Raw genomic sequence first — 12,200 nt, 5'->3', positions numbered from 1 at the left:
GCTGGGTATGAAAATACTGGTTATCGGCCCTTCTTGGGTTGGCGACATGATGATGTCGCAAAGTCTCTATCGCACCCTGAAGGCCGAATACCCGTCGGCGGAGATCGATGTGATGGCGCCGGCCTGGTGCCGCCCGTTGCTGGCGCGCATGCCGGAAGTCAATCAGGCGCTGGCGATGCCGCTGGGCCACGGCGCGCTGGGGCTCGGCGAGCGCCGCCGCCTGGGGCGCGCTCTGCGCGCCAACCGTTACGATCGCGCTTACGTTCTGCCCAACTCGTTCAAATCCGCGCTGGTGCCTTTCTTCGCCGATATCCCGCAGCGCACCGGCTGGCGGGGCGAAATGCGCTACGGCCTGCTGAACGACGTCCGCGTGCTCGACAAGGCGGCTTTCCCGCTGATGGTGCAGCGCTATGTGGCGCTGGCCTATGACAAAGGCCGCGTTCAGCGCGCCGACGATCTGCCGCAGCCGCTGCTGTGGCCGCAGCTGCGGGTGAGCGACGAAGAGATCGCCGAAACCACCTCGGCCTTCAACCTGACCGACAGCCGCCCGATCGTCGGCTTCTGCCCAGGCGCGGAGTTCGGCCCCGCCAAGCGCTGGCCGCACTATCACTACGCGGCGCTGGCTCAACGGCTGATCGAGAGCGGCTATCAAATCGCGCTGTTCGGTTCGGCAAAAGACCATGAGGCCGGCGAACAGATCCGCGCCGCGTTGCAGGACGACGCGCGCGATTTCTGCCTTAATCTGGCCGGAAAAACCCAGCTGGAGCAGGCGGTGATCCTGATCGCGGCCTGCCGGGCGGTGGTCAGCAACGACTCCGGTTTAATGCACGTTGCCGCAGCGTTGAACAAACCGCTGATAGCCTTGTACGGCCCAAGCAGCCCCGACTTCACGCCGCCGCTCTCCGACAAGGCGCGGGTTATCCGCTTGATCAGCGGCTACCACAAGGTGCGTAAGGGCGATGCCGAACAAGGGTATCACCAAAGTTTGATCGATATTCAGCCGCAGCAAGTGTTGGATGCGCTGACGCCGTTGCTTGTCGCCAGCGAGGAATAGTCATGCAGGTGTTAATCGTAAAAACGTCCTCGATGGGAGACGTGTTGCATACGCTGCCCGCCCTGACCGATGCGCTGCAGGCCATTCCCGATATCCGCTTCGACTGGGTAGTGGAAGAAGGTTTCAGCCAAATCCCCACCTGGCACCCGGCGGTGGATCGCGTGATCCCGGTGGCCATTCGCCGCTGGCGCAAAAACTGGTTCGGCAGCGACACCCGACAGCAGCGCTGCGACTTCAAGCGCGCGCTGCAAGAACGCCGTTACGACGTGGTGATCGACGCGCAGGGCCTGATGAAAAGCGCCGCGCTGATCACGCGCGTCGCCAAGGGCAGCAAACATGGCCCGGACTGCAAAAGCGCGCGCGAACCGTTCGCCAGCTGGTTCTACAACGTGCGCCATGAGATAGACAAACGGCAGCACGCGGTGGAACGCACGCGCGAGCTGTTCGCCAAAAGCCTCGGCTACGATAAACCGGGCAGCTACGGCGACTATGCCATCGCCGCGCGTTTTCTCAGCCAGCCGCCGGCCGATGCCGGTCAATATCTGGTGTTTTTGCACGCTACGACCCGCGACGACAAGCATTGGCCGGAGCAGAACTGGCGCGAGCTGATCGCGCTGACGGCCGACAGCGGGCTGAAGATCAAACTGCCCTGGGGGGCGGAGCATGAACATCAGCGCGCGCTGCGGTTGGCGGAAGGTTTCCCACATGTCGAGGTGCTGCCGAAGCTCAGCCTGCAGCAGGTGGCTGACGTGCTGGCGGGCGCCAGGGGCGTGGTCTCGGTCGACACCGGGCTCAGCCATTTGACCGCCGCGCTCGACAAACCGAACATCACGCTGTTTGGGCCGACCGATCCCGGCCTGATCGGCGGCTACGGGCAAAATCAGCACTCGCTGATTTCGCCGGAAAAAAGCATGGCGACAATCGACGCCGATACGGCATGGCAGGCGTTGCAAAAGGTTATAGCATGAAAAAACTGCACATTATCAACCTGGGTAAAATGGGCGGCGTCGAGCGCCTGTTCCTGCAGTACATCAACGATACCACCGACGGCAGCAACCAGGTCCTGTGCATCAGCGGCGACATCGGCGAGGAGATCCGCCGCCAGTTGCCGGCGCACCAACCCGTCACCTTCGCCAACCGCCTGATCAATGCGCTGCCGCTGCGCTGCCCGCAGTTCCTGCGAAAATTTCTGTTGAAGTGGAAAATCGAGCGGGCCAACGCCGACGTGGTGATCGTCTGGGACCTGGTGCCGGGGCTGGCGGCCAAACCCAAGCGCGGCAAGCTGGTTTACTACGATCACGGCTGCTCCTGGCGCTACCCGAAAAATCAAAAGACGCTGCGTTTCTTCGCCATGCTGGACGGCGTGATTTCCGCCTCACACGCCTCGAAACGGGTGATGGAGCTGCGCTTTAATCTGCCTTGCCCAAACCACGTGGTGATCAACCGCATCAAGACGCCGGCGGGGATCGACAACACGCCGAAAACGCTGTCACAGCCGATCAGAATCGGCACCGCCTCGCGTCTGGTCAGCCTGAAAGGCATCAGCGTTTCATTATTGATGATGCAGGAACTGCTGCGACGCGGGCATGACGTCACGCTGGAAGTGGCCGGCAAAGGGCCGGATCGCGCGGCGTTCGAGGCGCTGGCGGCCCGGCTCCAGCTCGGCGATCGCGTCACCTTCAGCGGTTACCAGGATGACGTCGCCGGCTTCTTCAATCGTACGCACATTTACATGAGCACGCCGATCACCGAGCCGTTCGGCTTGTCCTGCATGGAATCACTCTATTTCGGCGTGCCGGTCATCTTCCCGCAGGTTGACGGCCAGCCGGAAGCGGTGAAAGACGGCGTCTGCGGCATTGGCCTGGTTCCGTCGGTCACCATCGAACAACACCGGCAGCTCACCGATATCGAGGTCGACTTCCCGCATGAAGTCTACGATCCGTTAACCGACAGCCTGGTGTCGCCCAAGCTGTTGTCGCATATCGACTGCGCGGATGCCGTTGAGACATTGCTGGCGGGCGAAACCTACCAGACGTTGAGCCGAAACGCGCAGCGCTATCCTGCTGAACATTTCAACTATGCTCAGTTCAAAGCTGAGTTTGACGACACACTGCGATCCTTCATCGTTTAATCAACACGTGAGCCGGAAAACACGCCCGATGCTAAAACAAAAAACGCCGCACCCTGCCTTCAGTTATCTGATTTATCTGGGATGTGCCATCGCTTTTTGCACCATTCCTTTCGGTTCCGCGACCGGACGCAATCTGTTTTACGTTTCCAGCTACATCGCCTTTATCGCCGTTTGCCTGTATCCGCGCTACTACTTCAGCAACGTTAAAAATCTGCTGTTGCCCGCGCTGATGTTCTGCGTCGGCATGGGCACCATCCTGTGGATGCATCATTTCAAACAGCCGGGCGAATATATCAATGTTTATCGTTCCTATATGTCGACCGGCAAACTGCAGCTCGCGACCGCTTTCATTTTGCTGATTGCGCTCAATGAACGGCTGTGCGTGCAGCGCCTGCTGATCGTCGTGGCCCTCGTTACCGGTTTGGCGGTCAACGGCTATTCCCTCTATCAAGGATTGCGGCTGGATATTCCTCGTGTGGAGCTCAACTTCGATCGCGCCACGGTCGTTGCCTACCTGATGACGGCCATCGATCTGGTGATGATGCAAGCCATCCTGATGCTGCGCACCCGCTACCGTCTGGTGCTGTACATTGCGGCGTTCCTGCTTTCCTTCTCCGCGCTGGTGCTGACCGGCACGCGCGCGGCGATGCTGGTTTACCCGGTGGCGGTTTGTCTGTCGCTGCTGGCGACCAAACATCTGGTATCCAGAAAACACAAGTTTGTGCTGGTCTCCTCGGTACCGTTGTTGCTGCTCATCTGCGGATTCGTCTTTAAGACGCAGATTGAACAACGCATTGCCGACTTCAAAACCAACATGCAACTGATCGATAAACCCGAGATAGATAACTCCATCATTTCCCGTCTATCGATGCAGGTGATTGCATGGCGTACAGGAACGGATGCCCCATGGGGTCAATCCGCCGAGCAGCGCGGTGAAGAGATCCGCGCCATCGTTGCGCAGCAACCGCACCTGTCTGGCGTCATGCCTTACATCAACGTGCATCTGCATAACGAGCTGCTGGAGACCTATTCGCTCAAGGGGGTCTGGGGGGCGTTGCTGTTGCTGGCGCTGTATATCGGCCTGTTCTTCTCTTCATTCCGGCCGCAGCGCAACGCGCTGCTGCTGAGCGTGAGCGCCAGCCTCTTCGTTTACGGTCTTAGCGACGTCATCTTCTTCAGCACGGAAGGCACCGTCATATTCTGTCTGGCGCTGATCGCCGCCGTGCTCTCCGTGGCGAAACCGCCTTCCGCCCAGGAGCAGACCGCGTGAAAACTCATCAGCCACCGCTGCTCAGCGTTATCGTGCCGTTTTACAATAACGAAGCGTTCGTCATCGCTGCGCTGGATTCGTTATTTACGCAGATTTCTGATGAGATTGAAGTGGTCATCATCGACGATGGCTCTACCGATGCGTCAGGGGCGCTGGTCAGCCGGTATCTGGCTCAGCGGCAGCATCCGCACGTGGCTTTTATTTCACAGGCCAACGGCGGCATTGCGCACGCCCGCAATGTCGGCCTGCAGCGAGCCACCGGGCGCTACGTCACCTTTCTCGACGGCGACGATCTGCTGAGCGACGACTATCTGGCGCTCCTGCGGCCCCTGCTGATCGCCGATGAATATGACCTGATCGATTTTAATTATCAGAAGTTCACCGAACAACCGCCGAAACCCGAGAACCGCGCGACGCAGCCCGCAGCCTACGACTTTTCCTCGTTGGGGCTGGGCAGCCTGCAACCGCTGTTCGCACGCTCGATGTGGCATCTCTGGAGCCGGGTATATAAGCGCACGCTGCTGGCAGGGGAAACGTTCGAAGACGGCAGGCGTTATGAAGACGTGATTTTCACGCCTTTTCAGTATTTCAAAACTCGCCGCATCGCCCATCTTGACTGCGAACTCTATTTCTACCGGGATAACAGCCAGGGCATCACCCGCAATATCAAACCCAAAGATATTGAAGATTTGCTGTTCGCCATGGAGAAGATGCTGCGCTTTGTGGCGCAGCATCCTGGGGATGAGCCGCTGCGCCGGTTGGCCGCCCTGATGCTGGCCAACTGCTTTTCCGAGGTGAAAAGCATGTCGAAGGCGGTGTACGGTTATTATCATTACGCGCCGGCAACGCTGCAAATTCTGCGCCGCGCCGCCGCTGTCTGCCGCAACAGCGACGTGCCGGGCAAAAAAGTCCGCCAGATGCGCTATGCGCGAGTGGATACCTTTCTTTCGAAGCTGCGCGGGCGCAACCCACGCTAACCGCATCGGCCTGGCGGCCGATGCGTCGCCGCACCTCTAGCGCGCTAAAGGCACGTGCGCGACCAGTTCGTCATAAATCCGCTGCGGCTGAATGACCCCCATCGGGCTTTCCGCCTCCAGCGGCATCGTATAGCCGGTGCGCGACACCTGAATGATGCGGTGCAGTTCAGGATCCTGAATCGGCCCGGTGGAGCGTGAATCGGCGGTCACGAACAGGCTGATGGTTTTCACCTTCAACGCCACTGCCAGATGCAGCGGCCCGGTGTCGCCGGTGACCAGAACATGGAAACTGTCGAGCAACGTCAGCAAGCCTTGCAGCCCCGTTTTACCGATCTGATTATCCACGCAGGCCTGCGTTTGCGGGCCGATCAGGCTCATAAACTGCTGGGCCTTGCCGTCGTCAAGCGGTGCGCCAATCAGCACGATGCGCACATTGGGGTGCTTCGCCACCAGCTCATCGGCCAGGCGCGCATAGTGCGACACCGGCCAGCAACGCGACTCCGTCGATGCCCCCAGTTGAAAACCGATGGTGGGATGGTCGCTGCTTTTGACGCCGCGCTGATAGTCCACGGGAATTTCCATCGTCGGATCGTCGCTGCGGCAGCCCAAAATGGAAATCAGCTCCAGTTTGCGGCGCACGAAATGGCCGTAATAATGGAAGATATAGTTGGTTAACCAAGGTTCCAGCCCGCAAATGCCCGAGCTGTAGTTATCCCTGATGATGTACTTTGCCCCCGCCATGACGGCGCTGATGATGTCATAAGGCAGATGAGAGTGCAGGATCAGCGCCAAATCCGGCTGATGTTCGCGCAGCGATTTCAGCAATGGGCGTATCGTCTTGATCTTGCTGTCCCAATACACCACGCGATCGTAATAGCGGCCGTTCTCCACCAACTCGCGGTTTTTCTTGTGCACCACCAGCGTGATGTGCGCGTTGGGATAGCGTTCCCTCATCGCCCTCAATGCCGGCGTGTTGAACATGAAGTCGCCCAACGCCGTGGTGGAATAGATGACGATATTGTCAAACTGCTGGGCGCCGTCGAACGTCGCCTTGTCCTGAAAACGGCCGTACTTCGCCGTATAGCGCCGCAAGAACCAGTCGGCAACCTTGATTTTCCATTTCTTCGACATGTGCGTGCTTAGTTCGCTTTAAGTTGATAATACTCGGCCAGCGTCATGCCCACCGTGCGCTGCTGCAGCCAGTCAAACAGCTGCTCCAGATCGCGGTACAGCACTTCGATATCCTGCTCGGTTTTGAACGTCGGGCTGCCGCCCGGCATAAACTCGGAGGAGTGCAGCATAAACTCGACGTAGTCATGCCCCTGCGCCAACGACGTCTCGGCCACGCTTATCATCTTGGCCACGTTGCCGCCACTCGGCCGCAGCCAGTTGACGGACGGCGAACGCCGCTTGCCGCGCAGCCGATCATAGCCCTGCTTGAACGCATTCATCAGCGCCGAATGCTTGTACTGGATGCTCATCGGCACTTCCAGCAGCGACGAAGCGCCCGGCTTGGCGATGTTCTGCGGATCGATGAAATAGGCGTGCGACGGGAACCGGCTGTAATCGGTACCGCCGTTGCCCTGCGGGTTGCCCGGCGAAAACTGCCAGTTGACCCGCGGCGTAACCGAACAATCCACCTGATAGCCGTATTCCAGCAGCAGTGAGGCATAGTATTCGTTGAACGCCCAACGGCCGGCGCGATGGCTGAGCATTTTGGTCTGGAAGGCGTCCTCCAGCAGTTTGGTCATGTGGTCGACTTTGGCGCGTATCTGATCGGCGGGATACTCGATCAAATAAGGCTTGTGGCGCCAGTCGTCATCGGTGAGCGGCGTCAGCGGCGGGCTGTTCCAGGCGTGCAGATGCATGCCGACTTCACCGGCGCCGCGGGCGATCACGTCACGCGCGAACTCGACGTAAGCCGGATCCATCGCCATTTCATAGTTGGTGAGATAAACCGGCTTGAAGGCATATTTCTCGCACAGCGCCTGAAAGCGCGGCAAGAAACGCGTGTTTTCGGTCGCGATGCGATCGTGGTTTTGCCACAGATTATCGCCTTCGGTATCAATGGTGATGAGAAACGCCGGTTTAGTCATGAATATCGAACCTGATATCAACAGAATACGCTATGTTACGCAGGCCGTTTCGCCAGGGCAAACGACTTTGCTGCCTGGTTTGGACAACGTTGAAGCGCATTCGTCCCTGCTCCGGCGATTTTTTTGCGGCTCGGCAAGAAAACCGAGCAACAGTAGCCACATGCGATCGGGTCATTTAGAATCAAAGATTGGTTTCCCAGAAAGCGACTCATGATGAACGACGCGCCAGCCCTAACTTCCGCCCCATCCGTACAGCGTATTCTGATCATAAAACTGCGCCACCACGGCGATATGCTGCTGGTCACGCCGGTCATCAGCAGCCTGCGGCAAAACTACCCGCAGGCCCGGATCGATGTGCTGCTGTATCAGGAAACGCAGGAGATGCTGGCCAGTAATCCGGAACTGTCGACCCTGTTCGCCATCGATCGCCAATGGAAAAAACAGGGCGCCCGCGCTCACCTCGGACATGAGCTGGCGCTGCTGCGCCGCCTGAAGGCGCAGCGCTACGATCTGGTGGTCAATCTGGCCGATCAGTGGCGCAGCGCCATCATCACGCGCCTGACCGGCGCGCGCATCCGTTTGGGCTTCGATTTCCCCAAACGCCGCGGCTTCCTGTGGCGCCACTGCCACACGCAGCTGGTGCCGGTAGACAATCACGCCCACTTGCATACCGTCGAACAAAATCTCTCGTTGCTGGCGCCGCTGAACCTGCCCGCGCTCAATGAGCATGTCACCATGAGTTATGATCCGCAGGATTGGCAGACCTGTGAGCAACTGTTGCAGAAACAGGGCGTCGCCGGCAGTTATATTGTGGTGCAGCCCACCTCGCGCTGGTTCTTCAAATGCTGGAGCGAAGAGAAAATGGCCGCCACCCTCACCGCCTTGCAGGCCGACGGCCACCAGTTGGTGATCACCTCCGGCCCCGACGCCAGAGAAAAAGCCATGGTCGAGCGCATTTTGGCGCTCTGCCCGCCGCAGGGCGTAATCTCGTTGGCCGGCCAGCTGACGCTGCGCCAACTGGCCGCCCTGATTGACCACGCCAAGCTGTTTATCGGCGTGGACTCGGTGCCGATGCATATGGCCGCCGCGCTGCAAACGCCGTGCGTGGCGTTATTCGGCCCTTCCAAGCTGACTTTCTGGCGGCCATGGCAGGCTACCGGCGCCGTGATCTGGGCCGGCGACTTTGGCGAACTGCCCGACCCGGACGCCATCGATACCGGCACCGATGAACGGTATCTCGACCTCATTCCTACAGACGCGGTGATTGCAGCCGCGCGGAGCACGCTGGCATGAAAGCATTTCGTTTGGCGATCGTTCGCCAAAAATACCGCCCGGACGGCGGAGCCGAACGTTTCGTTTCCCGCGCCCTGGAGGCGCTGGAGCAACAGGATCTCGATCTGAACGTCATCACTCGCGAATGGCAGGGTGACGCCAATCCAAACTGGCATATTCACCTGTGTAACCCGTTGAAACTCGGCCGCATCAGTCGCGAACGGGGCTTCGCCGTGGCGGCCAGGGCGCTGTGGCAGAAAGAGCGCTTCGATCTGGTGCAAAGCCATGAGCGCATTCCCGGCTGCGATATCTACCGCGCCGGCGACGGCGTACACCGCCGCTGGCTGCTGCAACGCGCGCGGCTGCTGCCGGAGTGGCGCCGCAAGTGGCTGTTTTCCAACCGTTATCACCGCTATGTGATGTGCGCCGAGCGCGCCATGTATGCCGCACCGGAGCTGAAAGCCGTCATCTGCAACGCCGAGATGATCAAACGGGAAATCATCGCCGACTTTGGCGTGCCCGCCGACAAAATCACGGTGATCTATAACGCCATCGACAATCAAAAGTTCCCGCCCGCCGACGAGGGCCAGCGCCAACGCCTGCGTGAGCAATATCAGATCCCGCAACAGGCGCACTGCCTGATCTTCGTCGGCTCCGGTTTCGAGCGCAAAGGGCTGGCCGCCGCCATCCGCGCCGTGGCGGCGACCGACAGCCACCTCTTGGTGGTCGGTAAAGACAAAGCCGAAAAGCGTTACCGGGCGCTGGCGCAGTCGCTGGGCTGCGGCGATCGCATTCACTTTATGGGCGTGCAGAAGCAGACCCTGCCGTTCTATCAGGCCGCGGATGCGCTGCTGCTGCCGACGCTGTACGATCCGTTCCCGAATGTGATTCTGGAAGCGATGTCCTGCGGCCTGCCGGTTATCACCAGCACCACCTGCGGCGGAGCCGAGTTTATCACCCCGGGCCAGAACGGCTTCGTGACCGACGCGCTCGACGTGCCGGCCATCACGGAAGCCATTCGGGCGCTGCCGCGCCAGGCGCTGGGATCCTCCATGGGCGAAGCGGCAAGATTGCGCATTATGACGGCTACGCCGGCGCATCTCTCCGAACAGCTCATTTCCCTCTATAACCGGTTACTGGATTAGCTATGCGTATTCTGATGATCATCGATGGCCTGCCGGGAGGCGGCGCGGAAAAAGTGGTGCTGACCCTGTGTCAGGGCATGCAGCAACAGGGGCATGACGTCAGTCTGATCTCGCTGCGTGACGTCTGCAATTACCCTATCCCGTCAGGCATTGATTATCAGGTGGTGGCCGATCGCAGCCGAGCCCCCTGGCGCAAGCTGACCGAGCTGTCGCGCCGCGCCGCCGCGCTGGATCGGGCGATAGCCGAACACGAGCGCCAACACGGCGCGTTCGATCTGGTGTTCTCCAACCTGCACAAAACCGATCGCATCGTCAGCCGCAGTAAGCGGCTGGCTTCGGATCGCCTGTGGTTCTGCATTCACGGCATTCTCTCCACCTCCTACCTCGGCCACCGCAAAGGCCTGGATCGCTGGCTCAAGCAACGTAAAATCGCCAACGTTTACCAGGGGAGAAATATCGTCGCCGTTTCACAGGCGGTCGGCGGCGATCTGCAGCAGAATTTGCCGATCCGCCCGCGTCGGCTGGCGGTCATCAATAACCCGTTCGACATCGACGCCATCCGGCAACAGGCGGCGGCGCCTTGCGAACTGGCCGGTCAGGACTATCTGGTGCACGTCGGCCGCTTTCACGCCACCAAGCGGCATGACCGCCTGCTGAAAGCCTATGCGCAATCCGGCATTCAGGCGCCGCTGGCTTTGATCGGCACCGGGGATGACGCCCGCGTCGCCGAGGTCAAGCGTCTGGCGGCAGACTTGGGTATCGCAGAGCGCGTGCTGTTCCTCGGCTTCCAGGCCAATCCCTATCCGTTTATCCGTCATGCCTCGCTGTTGGTGCTCAGCTCCGATAGCGAGGGGTTTGGCAATGTGCTGGTAGAATCGCTGTTGTGCGGCACGCCGGTGGTCAGCACCCGCTGTCCGGGCGGCCCTGCGGAAATTCTGGAAAAAGCTGGCATGGCTAACGCGTTGGCGGAATTAAACGAAGCGTCGCTGGCAGAAAAAATGGCGGAAATTTACGCCAATCCGCCGCAGATAAATCAACAGCAATTGCTGAGCTATGGGCTGGAGCCTATTTGCCGTCAATATATTGAGCTGAAAGAAAAATAATAAAGTAATAAAAAGGCAGGTGATACCTGCCTTATTTTCTTCGCTAGCTTAGCGCCTGCATTTTCTGCCAAACCTCATCGACAGAAACATCTTCACAGTGCCCCGACTCACTCTGCAAAATATGATGACGGCCGGTCCATGGATGCCAGGACGTTTTATCGGTATCGCCAAAGAACACCACCATATCCTTATTCAGCGCGGCGGCAAGATGCATCTGCCCGCCGTCGCTGCACAACACCCGGTCGCATAAATCGAACCCGCCCAACAGCTCGCGCACCGAGGCCGTCGGATAAAGCGCGACGCGTTCGTTTTGGCACAGCGCCAACAGCTGTTCTGCGCGCTGCTGATCGCCGATGTCGTCCGGCGCCAGCGTGCCCTGCGGCGACCAGAAGATCAGCACGCCGGTGCGGGGATCGGCGGTCAGGCGGTTGATGATTTCGGCATAGCGTTCAACCGGCCAGCGCCTTTTCGGGCTGCGGCTGCTGATATGCACGGCGCAAACCCGTTCGACCGATGGCAGGCGTTCCTGCAGCCGCTGCGCCGCCAGCTGCCGCTCTTCCGGCGTCAGGAATACCCTCACCGGCGGGATCGGAATGGTTTGATCGGTTATCGCCGATAAATAGCTGTAGGTGTGTTCGACCTGATGTAGACCGCGGAAATCGTCCTTGCGGAACGGGCGCTGAATATCTTTCGTGCCCAAATCGGCGCCGATGATATGGGTGGCGCCGGCCATTTTCGCTAAACGCAGGCTGTATTTGCAAGGCACCGGGTTGGCCAGAATGACCGCATCGAACTTTATTTTGCGCAGCTTCAGGAAGATCATCAGACGTTCGAAATAAACGCCCAACGTCGTTTCATTTTTCGCCTTGTGCTTGGCCTTTTTATAGACAAAGACTTTCTCGAGATGAGGGTTGTTTTTAACAACGTCCTGGCTGACTTTATTGATCAGCAGATAAACTTTTGCGTCTGGATAGGCAATTTTCACCCCTTCAATCAGAGGCGTGGTGCAAACAAGATCGCCGATGTTGTCGCGGCGAATAATTAAAATATTCTTCATTCCGAGCCTATCGGCGAAATCGCTCGCCGGTTGTCTGAAACTGACACCCAAGGTTACCAAATTAGCGCCTTTCCCTTCCAGTTATGGTACTATTC

General features: G+C 59.2%; 11 protein-coding genes. 8 read left to right on the top strand and 3 right to left on the bottom strand.

What is annotated here, in order from left to right:
- Nucleotides 1–7 precede the first annotated feature (7 nt).
- Genes rfaF through H7A77_RS16305 form a run of 5 tightly spaced genes read left to right on the top strand, consistent with a single transcriptional unit; the run spans nucleotide 8 to nucleotide 5,432 of the window.
- Nucleotides 8–1,054, top strand: coding sequence for an ADP-heptose--LPS heptosyltransferase RfaF (gene rfaF / locus H7A77_RS16325; RefSeq protein ID WP_047025854.1), 1,047 nt, complete (start codon nucleotides 8–10; stop codon nucleotides 1,052–1,054).
- A 2-nt stretch (nucleotides 1,055–1,056) separates the two neighbouring features.
- Nucleotides 1,057–2,022 (top strand): lipopolysaccharide heptosyltransferase RfaC, encoded by a 966-nt coding sequence (gene rfaC / locus H7A77_RS16320; protein ID WP_182074417.1) that lies wholly within the window; start codon nucleotides 1,057–1,059, stop codon nucleotides 2,020–2,022.
- On the top strand, nucleotides 2,019–3,185 hold the full coding sequence (locus tag H7A77_RS16315) for a glycosyltransferase (protein WP_042785577.1): 1,167 nt from the start codon (nucleotides 2,019–2,021) through the stop codon (nucleotides 3,183–3,185). The genes rfaC and H7A77_RS16315 overlap by 4 nt, the downstream gene beginning before the upstream one ends.
- Before the next feature lie 28 nt (nucleotides 3,186–3,213).
- Nucleotides 3,214–4,455, top strand: coding sequence for an O-antigen ligase (locus H7A77_RS16310; protein WP_042785580.1), 1,242 nt, complete (start codon nucleotides 3,214–3,216; stop codon nucleotides 4,453–4,455).
- Nucleotides 4,452–5,432: a glycosyltransferase gene (locus H7A77_RS16305; protein WP_182074416.1), complete on the top strand. Its 981-nt coding sequence runs from the start codon at nucleotides 4,452–4,454 to the stop codon at nucleotides 5,430–5,432. The genes H7A77_RS16310 and H7A77_RS16305 overlap by 4 nt, the downstream gene beginning before the upstream one ends.
- 36 nt (nucleotides 5,433–5,468) lie before the next feature.
- On the opposite strand, the gene H7A77_RS16300 is transcribed toward H7A77_RS16305, so the two are convergent.
- Both H7A77_RS16300 and H7A77_RS16295 read right to left on the bottom strand, forming a co-directional pair.
- Entirely contained in the window at nucleotides 5,469–6,563 is a 1,095-nt protein-coding gene (locus H7A77_RS16300; protein ID WP_033652251.1) for a glycosyltransferase family 9 protein, read from the bottom strand.
- An 8-nt stretch (nucleotides 6,564–6,571) separates the two neighbouring features.
- Nucleotides 6,572–7,528, bottom strand: coding sequence for a polysaccharide deacetylase family protein (locus H7A77_RS16295; RefSeq protein ID WP_042785585.1), 957 nt, complete (start codon nucleotides 7,526–7,528; stop codon nucleotides 6,572–6,574).
- 210 nt (nucleotides 7,529–7,738) lie between these two features.
- On the opposite strand from H7A77_RS16295, the gene rfaQ reads away from it, so the two are divergent.
- Genes rfaQ through H7A77_RS16280 form a run of 3 tightly spaced genes read left to right on the top strand, consistent with a single transcriptional unit; the run spans nucleotide 7,739 to nucleotide 11,048 of the window.
- Nucleotides 7,739–8,821 carry a putative lipopolysaccharide heptosyltransferase III gene (gene rfaQ / locus H7A77_RS16290; RefSeq protein ID WP_033652252.1) on the top strand — a complete coding sequence of 361 codons (1,083 nt, stop codon included), beginning with the start codon at nucleotides 7,739–7,741 and terminating at the stop codon, nucleotides 8,819–8,821.
- Nucleotides 8,818–9,945: a glycosyltransferase family 4 protein gene (locus H7A77_RS16285; protein WP_182074415.1), complete on the top strand. Its 1,128-nt coding sequence runs from the start codon at nucleotides 8,818–8,820 to the stop codon at nucleotides 9,943–9,945. Before rfaQ ends, H7A77_RS16285 begins: the two co-directional genes overlap by 4 nt.
- A 2-nt stretch (nucleotides 9,946–9,947) precedes the next feature.
- Nucleotides 9,948–11,048 carry a glycosyltransferase gene (locus H7A77_RS16280; RefSeq protein ID WP_033652254.1) on the top strand — a complete coding sequence of 367 codons (1,101 nt, stop codon included), beginning with the start codon at nucleotides 9,948–9,950 and terminating at the stop codon, nucleotides 11,046–11,048.
- A 43-nt stretch (nucleotides 11,049–11,091) separates the two neighbouring features.
- Here the strand turns inward: H7A77_RS16280 and H7A77_RS16275 are convergent, their stop codons facing one another.
- Nucleotides 11,092–12,105: a glycosyltransferase family 9 protein gene (locus H7A77_RS16275; RefSeq protein ID WP_042785588.1), complete on the bottom strand. Its 1,014-nt coding sequence runs from the start codon at nucleotides 12,103–12,105 to the stop codon at nucleotides 11,092–11,094.
- Nucleotides 12,106–12,200: the final 95 nt, after the last annotated feature.

The organism is Serratia sp. ME47 (assembly GCF_903970925.1).
Lineage (GTDB): Bacteria > Pseudomonadota > Gammaproteobacteria > Enterobacterales > Enterobacteriaceae > Serratia > Serratia ureilytica.
The sequence above is the reverse complement of the archived record's forward strand: the minus strand, read 5'-3'. Positions and strand labels throughout refer to the sequence as shown.

Bases quoted from the DNA above. Each gene is read 5' to 3' on its own strand.
- H7A77_RS16310 (WP_042785580.1), top strand. From the start codon at position 3,214: ATGCTAAAACAAAAAACGCCGCACCCTGCCTTCAGTTATCTGATTTAT.
- rfaQ (WP_033652252.1), top strand. From the start codon at position 7,739: ATGATGAACGACGCGCCAGCCCTAACTTCCGCCCCATCCGTACAGCGT.
- rfaF (WP_047025854.1), top strand. From the start codon at position 8: ATGAAAATACTGGTTATCGGCCCTTCTTGGGTTGGCGACATGATGATG.
- H7A77_RS16300 (WP_033652251.1), bottom strand. From the start codon at position 6,563: ATGTCGAAGAAATGGAAAATCAAGGTTGCCGACTGGTTCTTGCGGCGC.
- H7A77_RS16315 (WP_042785577.1), top strand. From the start codon at position 2,019: ATGAAAAAACTGCACATTATCAACCTGGGTAAAATGGGCGGCGTCGAG.
- H7A77_RS16285 (WP_182074415.1), top strand. From the start codon at position 8,818: ATGAAAGCATTTCGTTTGGCGATCGTTCGCCAAAAATACCGCCCGGAC.
- rfaC (WP_182074417.1), top strand. From the start codon at position 1,057: ATGCAGGTGTTAATCGTAAAAACGTCCTCGATGGGAGACGTGTTGCAT.
- H7A77_RS16275 (WP_042785588.1), bottom strand. From the start codon at position 12,105: ATGAAGAATATTTTAATTATTCGCCGCGACAACATCGGCGATCTTGTT.
- H7A77_RS16280 (WP_033652254.1), top strand. From the start codon at position 9,948: ATGCGTATTCTGATGATCATCGATGGCCTGCCGGGAGGCGGCGCGGAA.
- H7A77_RS16295 (WP_042785585.1), bottom strand. From the start codon at position 7,528: ATGACTAAACCGGCGTTTCTCATCACCATTGATACCGAAGGCGATAAT.